Raw genomic sequence first — 18621 nt, 5'->3', positions numbered from 1 at the left:
TTTCGGACAAGGGGGCTTTTTTAGATTCTGACACTGAGTCTATTCATCGATAAGCTTACTAGTTGTTCTCTGGTGGTCTGGCCAGTTGTAAAAACTGTACTCCTGCCAGCAGCTGTAGGCGAGTTTGATCACGTGATCGTCGTCGCTCTTGCAGGCATTTTTCTTGATTTCCTTCCAGGTCGCTGGCGGTCCGTTTTTATCGGCGGTGGCGATATTCTTGGGACCGGTGCTTAAATAGGCAATAGCCAATCCCGCCCAGAAATAGCGCAGCGCAGTTTCCGGCTCCGGACAGTGGGGAAGTATCAACCGCAACGCATGGCAGCCGGTAACCCCGTGCAACAGAGTAAAATCAGCAGTTCCTAGATAAGCATCAATAGCAACCCGCGCAATATCCTCCAACCCCAGCTGCTCCGGCTGAATCGGCGTCTCCATCCAACCGCGCTGCTGTGTCACCGAGAACATATGATCAGCGATATTGCCCGGCGCCAGCGAGATCAGCGGGTAGCGCTCTGCCAGCCGCGGCAGTATTTCACTGGCGTGCGCATCGGTCAGCTCCTCGCAGGCTGGGAGCGTGTGGTACTCCAGGTTCCAGTAGGCCAGGCCGGCGGCGACTTCCTCCTGGTGGCGGGCGTCCACGCCGTAGGCGGTGCGGATCAGGGGATGGAAGGCGGCGGTGGCTATGGCTGGCAGCAGTGGCGGCAGTTCGCGGCGCAGGCATTTGGCGATGCCGTGCTGCTTGACCTGCAGTTCGTAGTAGCGCAGGGCGCTGGGGAATAGTTCCTCGCGGTTGCGGCATTCGGCGATGGACACATTGGGATCCGGGGGCAGCATTGGCGGCCGCTCCAGGTGGGGGACTGAGCGGTCGAAGGCGCGGCGCATCTGTTCGTGGGTGGCGCCCATCTTGTCCAGCGCGATCAGCACCATCGGCAGGTGGTTGGCGAGGCGGTCGCCGTAGCGGACATGGTAGCGGCTGGCCGCTTCGAGCAGTTCGGCGCAGTAGCGGCTGATGCTCACGATGCTTTTCCTTCACTTGTCTGTTCAGAAATCCCACAACTTGAATATAGAATGCGCCCTCTCTCACGGGTTGGTATTGGCGGATGGAGCAAGGGATCGGGTCGTTTCAGTCGGGTTCCCTCCCGCAGTGGTTCGGGGAACTGGACGGCGTGTTGGCCGCCAACGGCCACTGGTGGCAGTTCAGGCCCTTTTACCATCGCGATCTATACTGGCGGCAGAGTCATCCGGATCTCTGCGCGGCCCTCGATGCACTGGCCGACAATGAAGTCGAGCGCCTGGAAGCGGACATCGCCGCCGCGTCCGAGTGGCTGGCTTCCTGGGTGGTGGATGCCCCGCGCCTGCTGGAGCTGGCGCACTTGCCGCGCTTCGATTCGCGGGATCTCAGATGCGACGCCCGCCTGGGCTACGGTATCCCCGGACGCAAGTGGGAACAGGTTCTCGCGTTTGCCGGCTGTTTGCCGCCGTCCCGGGAGCCCCTGCTGGAGTGGTGTGCCGGCAAGGGGCACCTGGGGCGACTGCTGGCGACCTGCGATCGGCGACCGGTCACCAGCCTGGAGTGGCAGGAGGAACTGTGCCGGAAGGGCGAACAACTGGCTGCGCGCAGTGGCGCCGATATGCGCTTCGTGCACTGCGATGCCTTTGCCCCCGGGGCGAGTGATTGGGTCAGGCCCGGGCAGGATACGGTGGCGCTGCATGCCTGTGGAGATCTGCACGTCCAGCTGATGCGCCACTGGGTGCGCAATCGCGGTGGCAGGCTGAGCCTGTCGCCCTGTTGCTATCACCTGGTGCGGGGTGGCGCCTTCACGCCCCTGTCCGGGGCTGGGGCATCGGCCCTTGTTTCCCTGTCGAAAGAGGATTTGCACCTGCCGCTGCAGGAGACGGTCACCGCCGGGGCCGGCGTGCGCCGGTTGCGCCAGACGGAGCTGCACTGGCGGCTGGCCTTCGATGAACTGCAGCGTGCGCTGCGCGGCGAGGACGGCTACCTGCCGGTGCCGAATGTGAAAAAGAGCCTACTCTCGGGCAGTTTCGGCGACTTCGCCCGCTGGGCGGCGGAGCGCAAGGGGCTGGACCTGCCCGGCAGCCTGGACGAGGAGGAGTGGTTGGCGCGGGGGCGCGGGCGATTGCGCAGGGTGCGGCGCATGGAACTGGTGACCCATCTGTTCCGCCGGCCGCTGGAGATCTGGCTGGTGCTGGACAGGGCGCTGTACCTGCAGGAGCAGGGGGCGCAGGTCCAGATCGGGGAGTTCTGTGAGCGGCATCTGACGCCGCGCAATATCCTGCTGCGGGCGCACCGATAAAAGGGCATCTCAATTGCCTTCGCAGAGTGCGCCGTGCGCACGGGAAGGGCTGTAGCCCGTACCGGCCTTGATGCGGTGCGCGCGGACAGAAAAATGCTCCTGCCTTTTTGCACTCCCGCCATCCATGGCGGTCGCGCACCCTACGGCACTGTTATTCCACTTCCACCCCGTCGCCTACCTTGATAACCATTCCCGCCGGATTGGCGCTGTTCGGCACGGGGCTTTTTACAACACAGTTCACCCCGAAATAGATCTGCCCGTCCTCTCCGCGTCGATATTTCGCCAGGGTACGCAGCGGCTCCTTGCCGGCCTTGCCGGTAAAGGGATCCAGCCCCGGTATTGCACAGCGGGCGCAGCTATGGGTGTTTTCCAGTTCCAGCGGGCCCGTGGCGGTGTGGATGCGGATCCGTTGCCAGTCGTCCTCGGCGAAGGGGGCGGCGCCGTCGATCACCAGGTTGGGGCGGAAGCGCAACATCGAGACCGGCGCCTCCAGGCGGGCGTTGAGGTCGTCCAGGGAGGCCTGGCCGGTCAGCAGCAGCGGCGCACCGTCGGCGAAGCCGACCTGGCGGTCCTCCCGCGGCGCTTTTAGCGCGCGGGAAAATTCCTCCCCCATGGCCACCAGGCGCACCGGGGTTTGCAACTGCTCACTCAGCCAGGCGGCGGCAGCGTCCCCGGCGTCGCGGGCGATCACGGTATCGCTCCAGACGGTGACCCGGCGCAGCTCGGCAGATTCGTCCGGCTGCGCAATTTCGATCTGTTCGCCACTGTCGTTTTCGATACACACACCGCCGCCGATATTGGTGGCCTTCAGCCGCGCCATGGCGCGCAGGCGGCGTTGGGTCACGAACTGGTCGCCGCCGTCCACCAGCATCCAGCGGCGGTCGCCGGCGGCGCCGAAGCGGTCCAGGGGCAGGGATTCGCAGCTGTGGCCCTGCAGGGATTTGACCGGGAAGTGGTAGAGGGCGGAGATATGCATGTCGGTTTGCTTGTATTTGTTGGGTGTCTGGAAACTGCTCGCCAATAGTCAGACGGCTTTGGGGGCCGTCGACATTGCGGGCGAACACAAGGTTCGCCCGGGCGCGAGGCATAAAAAAGCCCGCATGCGCGGGCTTTTTTATATCAGGTCTTGAGCTTCTTGTAGTGCATCCGGTGCGGGGTCGCGTCCTCGCCTTTGCGCTTGACGAAGTCCTCGTGGTACTCGGTGTAGTTGCCCTCGAAGAAGACCACCTCGCTCTCGCCCTCGTAGGCGAGGATATGGGTGGCGACCCGGTCCAGGAACCAGCGGTCGTGGGAGATCACCAGGGCGCAGCCGGGGAAGTTCAGCAGTGCCTCTTCCAGCGCGCGCAGCGTCTCGATATCCAGGTCGTTGGACGGTTCGTCGAGCAGCAGCACATTGGCGCCCTGCTTGAGGGTGTAGGCCAGGTGCAGGCGACCGCGCTCACCGCCGGACAGTTCGCCGACGCGCTTCTGCTGGTCGGAGCCCTTGAAGTTGAAGCGGCCGACGTAGTTGCGCGAGCCCACCTCGTAGTTGTTGATCTTCAGCATGTCGTGGCCGTCGGAGATGGCTTCCCACACGGTCTTGTTGTCGTCCAGGTTCTCGCGGCCCTGTTCGACATAGGCGACCTGCACCGTCTCGCCGATCTTGATCTCGCCGCTGTCCGGCTTCTCGGTGCCGGTGATCATGCGGAACAGGGTGGACTTGCCCGCGCCGTTGCCGCCGACGATGCCGACGATGGCGCCCTTGGGCACTCGGAACGACAGGTTGTCGATCAGCAGGCGGTCGGTGAAGCCCTTGCGTACATTGACGAACTCGATCACGTTGTCGCCCAGGCGCTCGCCCGGCGGAATGTAGATCTCGTTGGTCTCGTTGCGGGCCTGGAATTCCTGCGACTGCATCTCCTCCAGGCGCGCCAGGCGGGCCTTGCTCTTGGACTGGCGGCCCTTGGGGTTCTGGCGCGCCCACTCCAGTTCCTTCTGCATGGACTTCATGCGCGCCTGCTCGGATTTCTGCTCCTGCTCCAGGCGCTTCTCCTTCTGTTCCAGCCAGGTGGTGTAGTTGCCCTCCCAGGGGATGCCGTGGCCGCGGTCCAGTTCCAGTATCCAGCCGGCCACATTGTCGAGGAAGTAGCGGTCGTGGGTGATGGCCACGACGGTGCCGGTGAAGTCGTGCAGGAAGCGCTCCAGCCAGAATACCGACTCGGCGTCCAGGTGGTTGGTGGGCTCGTCCAGCAGCAGCATGTCCGGGCGCGACAGCAGCAGGCGGCACAGGGCCACGCGGCGCTTCTCACCGCCGGACAGGTTGTTCACGTCCGCGTCCCAGGGCGGCAGGCGCAGGGCGTCGGCGGCCACTTCCAGGCGGTGTTCCAGGTTGTGGGCGTCCCAGGCCTGGATGATGTCCTCGTACTGCTGCTGCTTCTTGGCCAGGGCATCGAAGTCGGCGTCGGGCTCGGCGTAGTCGGCGTAGACCTTCTCCAGGCCGGCCAGGGCATCGATGGCCTCGCGCACGCCGTCCTCGACGTTGCCGCGCACCGTCTTGGCCGGGTCCAGTTGCGGCTCCTGGGGCAGGTAGCCCACCTTGATGCCGGGCATGGCACGGGCCTCGCCATTGTAGTCCTGGTCCACGCCGGCCATGATGCGCAGCAGCGTGGACTTGCCGGCGCCGTTCAGGCCCAGTACGCCGATCTTGGCGCCGGGGAAGAAGGACAGGGAAATATCCTTGAGGATCTCGCGCTTGGGCGGCACTACCTTGCCCACCCGGTTCATGGTGTATACGTATTCGGCCATTTGGGGTTCCAGTAAGGGAGTCGGTCAGAAATTGCGCGCAACTTATCAGGTTGATGGAAAAGTGCAACCGTGCACTTTGGGCCAAAAGCCCGCCAACAATCAACCGTCGCAGCGCGGCTGACGGGAGCGCGCATCTGTGGTTAACTGCGGCGCAACGTTACCGGAATAAATAAGAAGAGATGAATCAGCAAAAAATGGGTGAGGGCCCCGTCATTTTTTCCCGCCGCGGCGCCCTGGCGACCGCCACCCTCAACCTGCCCAAGGCACTGAACGCGCTCAACCTGGAGATGATCGAGCTGCTGTCGCAGAAGCTCGACGACTGGGCGGAGGACGACAGCGTGGCTGCCGTGTGGATAGACGGTAGCGGCGACAAGGGCTTCTGCGCCGGCGGCGATGTGGTGGCCCTCTACCGTGAGTCCGCGGCCTACGGCGAACAACCGGACTATGAATATACGACCGGCTTCTTCTCCCGCGAGTACCGCCTCGACTACAAGATCCACACCTATAGGAAGCCGATCGTGGTCTGGGGCGGCGGCATCGTCATGGGCGGCGGTATCGGCATCCTGGCCGGCGCCAGCCACCGCATCGTCACCGAGACCACGCGCATGGCCATGCCGGAAGTGACCATCGGCCTCTTCCCGGATGTGGGCGGCAGCTGGTTCCTGAACCGTATGCCCGGCCGCCTGGGGCTCTTCCTCGGGCTGACCGGGGCTCAGTTCAACGGCAGCGATGCCCTGTTTGCCGGCATGGCGGACCGGATGCTGAAGGGTGACCAGCGGGAGGCCGCCCAGGAGGGGCTGGCGAGCCTGGATTTCACTGCCGACAGCGAGCGCAATCACCGCCTGGTCAGCGACTGCCTGAAGCGGCTGCAACTGCCGCCGGCGGAACAGCCGCAGTCGAACCTGCGCGCGCATTACGACCAGATTCAGCACCTGACCGACTTTGCGACCCTGCCGGAAGTCTGCAGAACCATCACCGGCTATAAGGGTGAAGACCAGTGGCTGCAGAAGGCCGCCGCGACCCTGGCCGCCGGTTCGCCGCTGACTCCCTGGATCGTCTGGGAGCAGTTGAGGCGCGGCCGGCAGCTGTCCCTGGCGCAGGTGTTCCGGATGGAGCTGGTGCTGGCAGTCAACCTCTGTGCCAGTGGGCATTTCCGGGAGGGAGTGCGTGCGCTGCTGATCGACAAGGACCGGCAGCCCAAGTGGCAGCCGGCGACCCTGGAGGAGATTTCCGCGGAGGAAGTCGAGCGCTGTTTCCAGGCGCCTTGGGCGGAAAATCCGCTATCCGACTTGTAGAGGCGAACCTTGTGTTCGCCCGGCGTAGGTGCCAGGGGGAAATAAACAATAAAAAACAAGGAGTGCATTAAATGGAAAAAATCGCTTTTATCGGCCTCGGCAATATGGGCGGCCCCATGGCCGCCAACCTGGTCGCGGCAGGCTTCCGGGTCACCGCCTTCGATCTGTCCGAGACGGCGTTGCAACAGGCGGTGGAAAACGGTTGCTCGCGCGGCGAGAACGCCCAGCAGGCAGTGCAGGGCGTCGAGGTGGTGATCTCGATGCTGCCGAGCGGCGATGCGGTCAAGGGGCTCTACCTGGGGGCGCGCGGGCTGCTGCAGGCGCTGGATGCGGGCACGCTGGTGATCGACTGCTCCACCATTTCCTCCGGCGACGCGCGCCAGTTGATCGCCGCCGCCGGTGAGCGGGGTATCCGCGCGATAGATGCGCCTGTCTCCGGCGGCACCACCGCGGCCGCGGCCGGCACCCTGTCGTTTATGTGCGGCGGCGACGCCGGCGCGGTGGACGCGGCGCGGCCCTTCCTGCAGGCGATGGGGGCCAACATCTTCCACGCCGGCCCCGCCGGTTCCGGCCAGGTGGCGAAGATCTGCAACAATATGCTGCTCGCCATCCACATGATCGGCACCGCCGAGGCGCTGCAGCTGGGGGTGGACAACGGCCTGGACCCGAAGGTGCTGTCGGACATCATGAAAGCCAGCTCCGGCGGCAACTGGTCGCTGGAAAAATACAATCCCTACCCGGGGGTGATGGAGAATGTGCCCGCATCCCGCGGTTACAGTGGCGGCTTCGCGGTGGCGCTGATGCTGAAGGACCTGGGCCTGGCGATGGACACTGCCGCCGGCAGCGCCTCGTCCACACCGCTGGGGGCGCTGGCGAAGAACCTCTACCAGCTGCACGGCGGCAGCGAGGAAAACCAGCGGCTGGATTTTTCCAGTATCCAGAACCTGTTTCGCCGGCCGGCGGGTACGAGTGATTAGCGATTGGTCTTTGAATTGTTTTGTAGCCCGCTTGGTGGTGTGTAATTGCCTGCGGCTACTCTTCGTGCATTGACGCAAGTATACTCGCCACCGCTATTGCAAACTTTTATTAAAAAGAAGAAATGAAAGGGAAACTTATGCGTACTTTTGGGAAATCTCTAGTGGTACTGGCCATGGTATGGGCTTCCGGCGCTTCGGCTGCCGAGGGCGCTTACTTCGGTGGAGTGGCCGGCTTGTTGACCCCCGATGAAGTTGATGGCGTCGATGTGGACAACCCGTTTAATGTCGGTATCCGCGGCGGCTACACTTGGGCTTCTGGCTTTGGGATGGAAGCTGAGTACACCACGTCTGTTGTCGATGGCGAACTCTCAGTGGACACTGGATTCAGCGAGTTCACCGTCGATTACTCGATTTCTACCCTTGGCCTGTACGGTACCTATCGCAGCCAGGGAGATGTCTATTTCAAGGCCAAGCTGGGTTACTTGAACGAGGATATCAGCGGTGGGGGTTTCGGTGGCAGTGAAACTGACGTTTCCTACGGTCTCGGCGCAGGCTTCAATGTCGCGGAAAACGTCACCCTGGAAGCCGAATATACGGTGATAGAGGAAGAGGTCGACTTCTGGTCCGGTACGCTCGCATTTCGCTTCTGACGGCGGTTGATCTGGATCAAGGGGCCGGCTGGGGCGGCCGGGTAAGCTCGCGCAAAATCCATCTGCAAGAGGTACCCGGTCATGGCGCTTGCCCCAGGCGGTGCGGAACCCTCCACCGAACTCTCCGCGGAGCTGCTGTCCCGCTACAGCGGCCCCTGTCCGCGCTACACTTCCTATCCCACCGCGGATCGCTTCGCGCCGCTGAACGGCGCCGAGCCCTGGGCGGCGCTGCGGGATATCCGCAGCCTGTCGCTGTATGTGCATATCCCCTTCTGCCGCTCCCTGTGCTACTTCTGTGCCTGCAACAAGGTGATCACCCAGCAGTACGGGCTAGCCTCCAGTTACCTCGACAGCCTGTTGCAGGAAGCGCACTGGTACCGCGACAGGGTCGCTGACGTGCCGGTGACGCAGCTGCACCTGGGCGGCGGCACGCCGACCTTTCTCGGTGATAGTGACCTGCGCCGCCTGGTCCGGGGGCTGGGGGAGGTGTTCGACCTGCGCGCCGGCGACGGTGTCGAGTACAGCATCGAGGCGGATCCGCGCACCCTCGAAATCGACACCCTGGATACGCTGCGCGAACTGGGTTTCAACCGCCTCAGCCTCGGCATCCAGGATTTCGATATCGAGGTACAGCGCACGATCAACCGTATCTGCAGCCCGGAACAGGTGGCGCAACTGACCGGCGCGGCGCGGCAGCGCGGCTTCGAGTCCGTCTCCTACGACCTGATCTACGGCCTGCCGCGGCAGGATCCCGCCAGCCTGCAGCGCACCCTGGATCGGGTACTGGAACTGGCCCCCGACCGTATCGCCCTCTACCACTACGCTCACCTGCCGCACCGCTTCAAGGCGCAGCGGCTGATCGATACCGACCTGATCCCGGGGCCGGCGGACAAGATCGCCATGCAGCTGGCGGCGGTGCAAAAGCTCGGGGAGGCAGGCTATGAGTTTCTGGGCATGGACCACTTCGCCGGGCCCGGCGACGAGCTGGCCAGGGCGGCCCGGGCGGGCCTGCTGGCGCGCAACTTCCAGGGCTACACGGTAATGCCCGCGGGCGCGCTGGTGGGACTGGGGGCCTCGGCGATCAGCTACAGCCGCGACGGCTACTGGCAGAACCTGCACAGCCTGAAGGAATACGCCCAGGCGATCGGCGAGCGGGGCTCGGCGATCGGCCGCGGCTGGTTGCTGGACGGGGACGACCGGTTGCGCCAGTGGTTGATCGGCGAACTGATGTGTCGCCTGCGCCTGGACAAAGGCGAGGCCTCCCACCGCGCCGGCGCGCCATTTGAGGAATATTTTCGCGCGGAACTGGATCGCCTGCGACCGATGTTCGACGACGGCCTGGTATGTTGGGGCGCGGATACCTTGAGGGTCACCGAGCGCGGACGTTGGTTCCTGCGCAATGCGGCCGCGGCCTTCGACCGCCATCTGCACGGCGGCGAAACCGCCGCCCGCTATTCCCGTGTGCTCTAGTTTCGTGAAAGGTGTAGTATCCCGAGCAGGGGGCGCTGCCCCCGGTACGATACCTTTGCGGCCACGGGCGGGTATTCCCATGACGGAATCACAGACAGCGGTAAACTGCGGCAACTGCTCGGTCAGGCGCCTGTGCCTGCCCGCGGGCCTGTCCGACGGCGAGATCGACCGGCTGGAACAGGTGACCCGCCGCAAGAAGCTCGTCAAGGCCGGCGAATCCCTGTACCGCGCCGGCGATCCCTTCTCCAATCTCTATGCCATTCGCTCCGGCAGCTTCAAGACCGCGGCCATCGCCGCCGACGGCGACACTCAGGTGACCCACTTCGCGCTGCCGGGAGAACTGCTGGGTCTGGATGCCTACAGCGGCCGCAGCCACCCCAGTTACGCCGAGGCGCTGGAGGACAGCAGTGTCTGCGTGCTGCCCTTTTCCCAACTGGAAGGGCTGGCACAGCAGGTGCCGGCGCTGCAGCAGCAGATCTACAGCATCTTCTCCGAGGAATTGAAACAGGAGAACGATATCCTGCTGCTGCTCGGCAAGCGCTCCGCCGATACGCGCCTGGCGGCGCTGCTGATCAACATCTCCAGCCGCTATGCCCGCCGCGGCTATTCCGCCAGCCGCATCGTACTCTCGATGCCGCGCACCGATATCGCCAATTACCTGGGCCTCACCGCGGAGACGGTCAGCCGCCTCTTCTCCCGTTTCCAGAAGGAACAACTGATCCGCGCCAGTGGGCGCGAAGTGGAAATTCTCGACCTGGTCGGCCTCAGTGAACTGGCCGGCACCCACTGCAGTTTTGACGGCGACAGCTAATTCGGGGAGCCGTTCGATAGCGTGCTTTCCACTTGATTGAGGTCAGCTGCTTCTGCCCCCCAGCAGCTCATTCTTTCCCTCTTATGCGAACGCGATTCCGCGCGCCATGGCTCGGTCAGGTACTGGTGCAGGGATTCGTAGATCTTCCGGGTGTCGGTGTTGAAGCGGGGATCCCGTAGTTCCCGGACCTGGGCGCGGATCAGGTCCCAGTCCTTCGCGGTCATGTACAGCTCCAACTGCGGGAATATGGCGCGGTCTTCGAGTTCCATATGGCTGCGCTGCAACTCCAGGTAGACGTTGCTGGCGCTCACCAGCATGCGCCGCTCCACTGCGGCGTCGTTGGCCACCGCGTAAAACAGCGCGCTCATCTGCTTGGTGGCAGCGGCGATACGCTCGTGTTGCCGCTGCGCCGCCAACACTGAGAAGCGGTCGTGAATGGGCCTGGCCAGCAGGCGCGCGAACACCAGCTCCTCTGTCGGGTGGTGCCATTTGTCCGGGTAGACCGAGAAGTAGTCCAGGGCTTCCAGTATCAGGCCCAGGGTGGCCGGATCCCTGTCGTATTTGCCCAACTCGTGCAGCAACTGCTCGAAGGCATCGAGCAATTGCTGCATGTGTCTGTGATCGCAGCACAGTTGCCGGTAGATAGCATCCATCCCAGGTCTTCCTATATTTTCCGATACAACCATTGTTGTCGGGACGGGGGGCAGCGGCTTGATCTGGATCAAGCCGCTGCGGGATAGCACAACAGCGGAAGGGTCCGGTTTGGAACAAACGTACAACAGTTGCTGTCACAGGATGCTCTGCGGCGATTACCACCCACTTCTGTGACCCGGTAACTGTTCGGCGGCTAATAAGGCGGTTAGAATCCGCGCAATTATTGACCAACAACAAATTGGGGAATTCCTATGCGTAAGATTGTAAAAGGTGTAGCTGCGCTGGCGCTGGCCTGCTCTTCCGCCGCCTCTGCCGAGGGTGGCTACTGGGGCGCCACCGTGGGGCTGATGGACATAGACCTGCCCAACGCCGACAGCCCGATCAACCTGGGCCTGCGCGGCGGCTTTACCCTGCCCTCCGGCTGGGGTTTCGAGGGTGAGTACACCAACTCGCTGATCAGCGGTGAGGCGGATGCATTTGTCCGCGATGTGGATGTGGATATCCAGACCCTGGCCGGCTACGGCACCTACCGCTCCTACGGCGACCTCTATTTCAAGGGGCGCCTGGGCCTGCTGTACGAGGATGTCTCCGTGGGCAGCTCCAGCAGCGATGATACCGGTATCTCCCTGGGTGCCGGCGTGGGCTTCAACTACAGTCCCAACACCAATATCGAGCTGGAATACACCATGATCGAGGAAGACGTCGGCTTCTGGTCCGGCACCATGACCCTGACCTTCTGATTCCTTCCTTCACGGCGCGGCGCGAGCTTCGGGCTCGCGACCGCGCCGTCATACCTGCGCACCCCCGATTCCCTTGGTGTACAATGCGCGCCTTTCTATAGTTTCACCCTGTCTGACTCAGCCCGCATTACCGAGGGAACACCATGTTTGATTCATCAGTCACACTTGCCTCCTACGACCCGGATATCTGGGAAGCCATCCAGGAGGAGGACCGCCGCCAGGAAGAGCATATCGAGCTGATCGCCTCCGAGAACTACACCAGCCCGCTGGTGATGGCGGCCCAGGGCAGCAGCCTGACCAACAAGTACGCCGAGGGCTATCCGGGCAAGCGCTACTACGGTGGCTGTGAGTACGTCGACAAGGTGGAGACCCTGGCCATAGAGCGGGCCAAGAAGCTGTTCGGCGCCGACTACGCCAATGTGCAGCCCCATTCCGGTTCCCAGGCCAACGCCGCCGTCTACCAGGCGCTGTGCGCCCCGGGCGACACGGTACTGGGCATGAGCCTGGCCCACGGCGGTCACCTGACCCACGGCGCGCGGGTGAACTTCTCCGGCAAGATCTACAACGCGGTGCAGTACGGCCTGAACCCGGAGACCGGCGAGGTGGACTACGAGGAGGTGGAGCGCCTGGCCCTGGAGCACAAGCCGAAGATGATCGTGGCCGGCTTCTCCGCCTACAGCCGCGTGATGGACTGGGGCAGGTTCCGCGAGATCGCCGACAAGGTGGGCGCCTACCTGTTCGTGGACATGGCCCATGTGGCGGGCCTGGTGGCCGCCGGTGAATACCCGTCGCCCATCCCCCACGCCGACGTGGTGACCTCCACCACCCACAAGACCCTGCGCGGCCCCCGCGGCGGCATCATCCTGGCGAAGGCCAACGAGGAGATCGAGAAGAAGCTCAACAGTGCCGTCTTCCCCGGTGGCCAGGGCGGCCCGCTGATGCACGTGATCGCGGCCAAGGCGGTGTCCTTCAAGGAAGCCATGAGTCCCGAGTACAAGGCCTACCAGAAGAAGGTGGTGGAGAACGCCCGCGCCATGGCCGAGACCTTCCTCGACCGCGGTATCAATATCGTTTCCGGCGGCACCGATGACCACCTGATGCTGGTGGACCTGATCGGCAAGGAGTACACGGGCAAGGATGCGGACGAGGCCCTGGGCAACGCCAACATCACTGTGAACAAGAACGCGGTGCCCAACGACCCGCGCTCGCCGTTCATCACCAGCGGCCTGCGCGTCGGCACCCCGGCGATCACCACCCGCGGCTTCGGCGTCAAGGAAACCCAGCAGCTGACCCACTGGATCTGCGATGTGCTGGACGCGCTGGAGAAGGGTGACGCCGAGGCGACCATCAATGAGGTGAAGCAGAAGGTGTTGGATATCTGCGCCCAGTTCCCGGTCTACAAAGGCTGATCTGTTTGCCGAAAGCACCGCAAAGCGGCTCTCCGGAGCCGCTTTTTTTATGCCTGTCCCATCGGAAAAATTTTTCCTCCCAACCCGTGAGCCCCCCTCCCAAATCTGTTTTAATGGGCGTCCTTCAGGAAATTGAATAAAAATTCGGCTTTGGTTGGTGCAGCGGGATGGACTGTGGCCGCCTGGGCTGAGACAAGGAGGGAGCATGCGTACCATCATCTATTTTTGGGGCGTCCTGCTGGTAGCCGGCCTCGTGCAGGGTGCCGTGGCACAGGAGCTGCATTTCGCCAACTGGTCCCACTATATCGGCGAGGACACCATCGCCGATTTCGAGCGGGAGACCGGCATCGAGGTGCACTACTTCGAGTTCGACGATATCGAGGAGCTGGAGCGGGTGTGGATCGAGGAGGGGCGCAAGTTCGACCTGATTGTGCCCAGCTCCGACAATCTCTCCGGCTACCTGAAAGCGGGGCTGCTGAGTCCGCTGGATCGGAGCCGGCTGCCGCGCTGGTCCGCCAATGATCCCCGGTTTATGGCGCGGTTGCAGGGCTCCGATCCCCAAAACCAGTACGCCTTCCCGTACCTGTGGGGTACGGTGGGCATCGGCTACAACGTGCAGGCGGTGCGCGAGGCCTTTGGCGGCGAGCTTCCTGCGGACAGCTGGGATCTGCTGTTCGACCCGCAGAATCTCGGCAAGCTGGCCCACTGCGGCGTGACCCTGCTGCGCTCGCCGGAAGAGATCTTCGACGTGGGCCTCAAGTACCTGGGCAAGGATCCCAACAGCATGAGCAGCGCGCACCAGTACCTGGTGGGCAACCTGCTGGCCAAGGTGCGCCTGGATATTGCCGACTTCGACTCCGGTGAATACTGGGAAAACCTGGCCAGTGGCAGGCACTGCATGGCGCACGGCTGGAACGGCGATATCCTGCAGGCCCAGCAGGCGGCGCGCGACGCGGGCAGGCCGTTCGAGATCCGCTACATCATGCCGGAAGAGGGCTTTCCGCTGTGGATCGACGTGGTGGCCATGCCGGCCGATGCCCCCAATAAAGATGCCGCTTACCAGTTCATGGACTACCTGATGCGCCCCGAGGTGATCGCCGGGATCACCAATGAAACGCAGTTCGCCAATGCCAATCTCGAGGCGCGGGAGCTGGTCGACGAGACCCTGCTGTCCAACCCGATCGTCTATCCGGACCCGGCTGAGCTGGGCAATACCTGGATACCCGAACCCACCGCGGGCAATGTGCTGGCCCTGCGCCAGAAGCTCTGGCAGCGCCTGATCGAGCGCGAGGCGTTGTAGGGACACTTGCGCTCGCCCTATCGCCGCGCCCTTAGGCGGTGCGGCTGTGGTAAACTGCGGCCCGTTTTCCCAAAGGGCCTATCCCCGATGCACTGTCCTTTCTGCAGCGCAGAAGAAACCAAAGTTGTCGATTCCCGCCTGGTGGCCGAGGGCGACCAGGTGCGCCGCCGGCGCGAGTGCCTGGACTGCCACGAGCGCTTCACCACCTTCGAGACCGCCGAACTGCTGTTGCCGCGGGTGATCAAGCAGAACGGCCAGCGCGAGCCCTTCAACGAGGACAAGCTGCGCGCGGGTATCCAGCGCGCGGTGGAGAAGCGCCCGGTCAGCACCGAGCGGGTGGAATCCGCGGTATCCCAGATCAAGCACGCCCTGCAGGCCACCGGTGAGCGCGAGCTGCCGGCCCGCACTATCGGCGAGCTGGTGATGGAGCAGCTGCGCGAGCTGGACCAGGTGGCCTATGTGCGCTTCGCCTCGGTGTACCGACGCTTCGAGGATGTCAGCGAGTTCAGTGAGGAAATCGAGCGGCTGACCAGCAAGAGCCCTCAGCCATGAACATGAAAGGAGCGGTGAAGGAATGAGCCCGCGCGAACTGATGGCCCGTGCGATACAGCTGGCGGAGCGCGGCCTCTACACCACCATGCCCAACCCCCGCGTCGGCTGCGTGATCGCCGACGACAGTGGCGGGATAGTCGGCGAGGGCTGGCACAGGCGCACCGGTCTGCCCCACGCGGAAATCGAGGCGCTGAAGGATGCCGGCCCGCGCGCCCGCGGCACCACCGTCTATGTGACCCTGGAACCCTGCAGTCACACCGGCCGCACCGGCCCCTGTGCCGATGCGCTGATCGAGGCCGGCGTGGCAAAGGTCGTCTACGGCATGCAGGATCCCAATCCGTCGGTCAGCGGCGAGGGGCTGCGGAAGCTCAGGGACGCCGGCATCGAAGTGGAGGGCCCGCTGCTGGAGGAGCAGTGCCGCGCGCTGAACCCCGGCTTTATCAAGCGCATGACCCTGGGGCTGCCGCTGGTGCGTTGCAAGTCCGCCATGAGCCTGGACGGCCGCACCGCCATGGCCAGCGGCGAGTCCAAGTGGGTCACCGGCCCCGCCGCGCGCGCCGACGTGCAGCGGCTGCGCGCGCGCAGCTGCGCCGTAGTCACCGGCGTGGAGACGGTGCGCTTCGACAATCCCAACCTCAATGTGCGCGCCGACGAGATGGCGCTGGAGCTGCTGGCCGCCGAGGAGGCGGCACTAGTGGTAGCGATACAAGAGATACAGCCGCTGCGGGTCATCCTCGACAGCCGGCTGCGCACCTCACCCAAGGCCTTTATATTGCAGGGCGACGCCCCCACATTGGTGGTCACCACCGAGGCGGCGGAACTGTCCCGCCGCCAGCGCCTGGAACAGGCCGGCGCCGAGGTGCTGGTGCTGCCGGCGGACAAGAATGGCCGGGTGGACCTGCTGGCACTGCTCAAAGAGCTGGCGCGCCGCCAGTGCAATGAGGTGCTGCTGGAGAGCGGCGCCACTTTGTCCGGCGAATTCCTCTACCGCGGCCATGTGGACGAACTGATCGTCTATATGGCGCCGAAGCTGCTCGGCAGCACCGCCAGGCCGCTGTTCGAACTGCCGATAGAGCAGATGGGCTCGGTGCTGCCGATTACCATTACCGATATGCGCGCGGTCGGGCACGACTGGCGCATCACTGCGACCACTGATATAGAGCGCTGAAGGCTCCTGACATAGAACGCTGATGTTTACCGGAATCATCGAAGCCATAGGTGAGATCGCCGACCTGCAGCCCAAGGGCGGCGATCTGCGCGTGCGGGTCAGGACCGGCAGGCTGGACCTGTCCGATGTACAGCTCGGCGACAGCATCGCCACCAACGGCGTCTGCCTGACGGTGGTGGACCTGCCCGGGGATGGCTACTGGGCCGACGTCTCCGCGGAGACCCTGACTGTGGCCACCGTCGACGAGTGGAAACTCGGCGACAGGGTCAACCTGGAAAAGGCATTGACCCCGCAGACCCGCCTGGGCGGCCACATCGTCAGCGGGCATGTGGACGGTATCGGCGAGGTGGTGTGGCGCAAGTCCGAGGCCCGCGCCGAGCGCTTCCGCCTGCGCGCGCCGGACAGCCTGGCCAAATATATCGCCCACAAGGGCTCCATCACCGTCGATGGCACCAGCCTCACGGTCAATGCGGTGGACGGCGCCGAGTTCGAGCTGACCATTGTGCCCCACACGCTGCAGGAAACGGTGATGGACGCTTATAGGGCGGGTACGCGAGTCAACCTGGAAGTGGACCTGATTGCGCGCTACCTGGAGCGGCTGCTGCTCGGCGACAGGGCTGCCGAGTCGGACGGCGGCGGGCTGACGATGGAATTTCTGGCGAAGCACGGTTTTTACAAGTCGTGATCCGGCTTTGGGGCGGCCCTGTTACCGGGTGGCCCCTTGCGGGACACGCCGTGAATACATCCCTGTAGGCTTGTCTGCGAGGTCCCTCTCGCAGACTGTCCCGCAAGGGGCCACCCGGCAGCAGGGCCTTCGCATCTACCTGCTGTAGGAGCCTGCTTGCAGGCGAACACAAAGTGAGATTTATGGAATTAAATACGGTTGAAGAACTGATCGACGATATCCGCCAGGGCAAGATGGTGATCCTGATGGATGACGAGGACCGCGAGAACGAGGGCGACCTGGTGATGGCCGCGGAGCAGGTGCGCGCCGAGGACATCAACTTTATGGCCACCCACGCCCGTGGCCTGATCTGCATGCCCATGTCCCGGGAGCGCTGCGAGCAGTTGGACCTGCCGCTGATGTCGCGGGACAACGGCGCCCAGTTCAGTACCAACTTCACCGTGTCCATCGAGGCCGCCGAGGGGGTCACCACCGGTATCTCCGCCGCTGACCGCGCACGCACCGTGCGCGCGGCCGTCGCGCGCAACGCCAAGCCCTCCGACATAGTCCAGCCCGGGCATATTTTCCCGATCATGGCCCAGCCCGGCGGCGTCCTCAGTCGCGCTGGCCACACCGAGGCGGGCTGTGACCTGGCGCGCCTGGCCGGATTCGAACCGGCGGCGGTGATCGTCGAGATCATGAACGAGGACGGCACCATGGCGCGCCGCCCGGATCTCGAAACCTTTGCCAAAAAGCACAACCTGAAGATCGGCACCATCGCCGACCTGATCAACTACCGCGCCCTGAACGAGAAGACCGTCGAGTGCACCAACGAGCGCAAGGTGCACACCGAGTTCGGCGAATTCAGGTTGCGCACCTACCTGGACAAGGCCCGCCGCGAGCGCCACTTCGCCTTTATCAAGGGCGATCCCAAGCCGGAAGAGCCGACCCTGGTGCGTGTGCATGTGGGCAATACACTGCGCGACGTGCTCACCATCCGCCGCGGCGACGAGAAATTCATCCCCTGGACCTTCCGCCGCGCCATGCAGCGCATCGCCGAAGAGGGCAAGGGCGTGGTGGTGCTGATCTGCCACAATGAGACCACCGAGGAAATCGAGGAAAGCATCGACTGGCTGATCAGCGGCAAGCAGCAGCGCCCCAGCCAGGACCTCGTCTACAAGCAGGTGGGCACCGGCTCCCAGATACTGCGCGACCTGAAAGTGCGCAAGATGCGCCTGATGAGCGCACCGTTCAAGTTCAGCGCCATCTCCGGTTTCGACCTGGAAGTGGAAGAGTATCTGAACGCCGAGCAGGAATAAGTTAAGGAAAAATCATGAGCAATATCCAAGTCATCGAAGGCGATTTCGTCAACAGCCAGGGCAAATACGCACTGCTGGTCAGCCGCTGGAACAGCTTCGTGGTGGAGAGCCTGAAAGAGGGCGCCCTCGATACCCTGCGCCGCAAGGGCATCAAGGACGAGGACATCACCATCTACTACGCGCCCGGCGCCTTCGAGTTCCCGCTGGCCGCGCAGAAACTCGCGGAGAGCAAGAAGTTCGACGCGATCATCGCCCTGGGCGCGGTGATCCGCGGCGGCACACCGCACTTCGAATACGTCGCCGGCGAATGCACCAAGGGCCTGGCCCAGGTGTCCCTGAACAGCGGCATCCCGGTGACCTTCGGCGTGCTGACCGTGGACTCCATCGAGCAGGCCATAGAGCGCTCCGGCACCAAGGCCGGCAACAAGGGTTGTGAGGCAGCGGAGACCGCGCTGGAAATGGTTTCCCTGCTGGGCAAGATTTAATACTCGGGACTCGGGACTCGGGACTCGGGAC

18 protein-coding genes are annotated in these 18621 nt (G+C 63.8%); 14 read left to right on the top strand and 4 right to left on the bottom strand.

Annotation, left to right across the window (positions count from 1 at the left end):
• Positions 1–39 precede the first annotated feature (39 nt).
• Positions 40–1014 carry a questin oxidase family protein gene (locus AC6R19_RS13335; RefSeq protein WP_500580329.1) on the bottom strand — a complete coding sequence of 325 codons (975 nt, stop codon included), beginning with the start codon at positions 1012–1014 and terminating at the stop codon, positions 40–42.
• Between the two features lie 83 nt (positions 1015–1097).
• Here AC6R19_RS13335 and AC6R19_RS13330 point away from each other — a divergent pair, with 83 nt between their 5' ends.
• Positions 1098–2312 (top strand): methyltransferase, encoded by a 1215-nt coding sequence (locus AC6R19_RS13330; RefSeq protein ID WP_500580328.1) that lies wholly within the window; start codon positions 1098–1100, stop codon positions 2310–2312.
• A 151-nt stretch (positions 2313–2463) separates the two neighbouring features.
• Here the strand turns inward: AC6R19_RS13330 and AC6R19_RS13325 are convergent, their stop codons facing one another.
• Together AC6R19_RS13325 and ettA are read right to left on the bottom strand one after the other, a co-directional pair.
• Positions 2464–3288, bottom strand: a complete 825-nt coding sequence (locus tag AC6R19_RS13325) for an MOSC domain-containing protein (RefSeq protein WP_500580327.1) — start codon at positions 3286–3288, stop codon at positions 2464–2466.
• Positions 3289–3431: 143 nt separating this feature from the next.
• On the bottom strand, positions 3432–5096 hold the full coding sequence (gene ettA, locus AC6R19_RS13320) for an energy-dependent translational throttle protein EttA (RefSeq protein WP_500580326.1): 1665 nt from the start codon (positions 5094–5096) through the stop codon (positions 3432–3434).
• 179 nt (positions 5097–5275) lie between these two features.
• On the opposite strand from ettA, the gene AC6R19_RS13315 reads away from it, so the two are divergent.
• The 5 genes from AC6R19_RS13315 to fnr all read left to right on the top strand — a co-directional run bounded on the left by AC6R19_RS13315 (position 5276) and on the right by fnr (position 10299).
• Positions 5276–6391, top strand: coding sequence for an enoyl-CoA hydratase/isomerase family protein (locus AC6R19_RS13315; protein WP_500580325.1), 1116 nt, complete (start codon positions 5276–5278; stop codon positions 6389–6391).
• A gap of 71 nt (positions 6392–6462) precedes the next feature.
• The gene (gene mmsB, locus AC6R19_RS13310) at positions 6463–7368 is read left to right on the top strand and encodes a 3-hydroxyisobutyrate dehydrogenase (protein ID WP_500580324.1); all 906 of its coding nucleotides are present in this window, start codon (positions 6463–6465) and stop codon (positions 7366–7368) included.
• 122 nt (positions 7369–7490) lie between these two features.
• Positions 7491–8018 carry an outer membrane beta-barrel protein gene (locus AC6R19_RS13305; RefSeq protein WP_500580323.1) on the top strand — a complete coding sequence of 176 codons (528 nt, stop codon included), beginning with the start codon at positions 7491–7493 and terminating at the stop codon, positions 8016–8018.
• Positions 8019–8099: 81 nt separating this feature from the next.
• Positions 8100–9488, top strand: coding sequence for an oxygen-independent coproporphyrinogen III oxidase (gene hemN, locus AC6R19_RS13300; protein WP_500580322.1), 1389 nt, complete (start codon positions 8100–8102; stop codon positions 9486–9488).
• 79 nt (positions 9489–9567) lie between these two features.
• Positions 9568–10299, top strand: coding sequence for a fumarate/nitrate reduction transcriptional regulator Fnr (fnr, locus tag AC6R19_RS13295; RefSeq protein WP_500580321.1), 732 nt, complete (start codon positions 9568–9570; stop codon positions 10297–10299).
• Here the strand turns inward: fnr and AC6R19_RS13290 are convergent.
• Positions 10296–10952, bottom strand: a complete 657-nt coding sequence (locus tag AC6R19_RS13290; protein ID WP_500580319.1) for a hemerythrin domain-containing protein — start codon at positions 10950–10952, stop codon at positions 10296–10298. The genes fnr and AC6R19_RS13290 overlap by 4 nt on opposite strands.
• Positions 10953–11204: 252 nt before the next feature.
• On the opposite strand from AC6R19_RS13290, the gene AC6R19_RS13285 reads away from it, so the two are divergent.
• The 8 genes from AC6R19_RS13285 to ribH all read left to right on the top strand — a co-directional run bounded on the left by AC6R19_RS13285 (position 11205) and on the right by ribH (position 18590).
• A complete protein-coding gene (locus AC6R19_RS13285) occupies positions 11205–11693 on the top strand; it encodes an outer membrane beta-barrel protein (protein WP_500580317.1) in 489 nt (162 codons plus the stop codon).
• A gap of 143 nt (positions 11694–11836) precedes the next feature.
• Positions 11837–13102: a serine hydroxymethyltransferase gene (glyA, locus tag AC6R19_RS13280; protein ID WP_500580316.1), complete on the top strand. Its 1266-nt coding sequence runs from the start codon at positions 11837–11839 to the stop codon at positions 13100–13102.
• 205 nt (positions 13103–13307) lie between these two features.
• Complete coding sequence (locus tag AC6R19_RS13275) at positions 13308–14402, top strand: extracellular solute-binding protein (protein WP_500580314.1); 1095 nt, start codon at positions 13308–13310, stop codon at positions 14400–14402.
• Between the two features lie 87 nt (positions 14403–14489).
• Complete coding sequence (gene nrdR / locus AC6R19_RS13270) at positions 14490–14954, top strand: transcriptional regulator NrdR (protein ID WP_500580313.1); 465 nt, start codon at positions 14490–14492, stop codon at positions 14952–14954.
• 22 nt (positions 14955–14976) lie between these two features.
• A complete protein-coding gene (gene ribD / locus AC6R19_RS13265) occupies positions 14977–16122 on the top strand; it encodes a bifunctional diaminohydroxyphosphoribosylaminopyrimidine deaminase/5-amino-6-(5-phosphoribosylamino)uracil reductase RibD (protein WP_500580311.1) in 1146 nt (381 codons plus the stop codon).
• Between the two features lie 22 nt (positions 16123–16144).
• Positions 16145–16807: a riboflavin synthase gene (locus AC6R19_RS13260; protein ID WP_500580309.1), complete on the top strand. Its 663-nt coding sequence runs from the start codon at positions 16145–16147 to the stop codon at positions 16805–16807.
• A gap of 182 nt (positions 16808–16989) precedes the next feature.
• A complete protein-coding gene (gene ribBA / locus AC6R19_RS13255; RefSeq protein WP_500580308.1) occupies positions 16990–18105 on the top strand; it encodes a bifunctional 3,4-dihydroxy-2-butanone-4-phosphate synthase/GTP cyclohydrolase II in 1116 nt (371 codons plus the stop codon).
• Positions 18106–18119: 14 nt separating this feature from the next.
• Complete coding sequence (gene ribH / locus AC6R19_RS13250; protein WP_500580306.1) at positions 18120–18590, top strand: 6,7-dimethyl-8-ribityllumazine synthase; 471 nt, start codon at positions 18120–18122, stop codon at positions 18588–18590.
• The last annotated feature ends 31 nt before the right edge of the window (positions 18591–18621 follow it).

The organism is Microbulbifer sp. SE14 (assembly GCF_059834885.1).
Note: the sequence above shows the minus strand (reverse complement) of the source record. Positions and strands in the feature narration are given on the sequence as shown.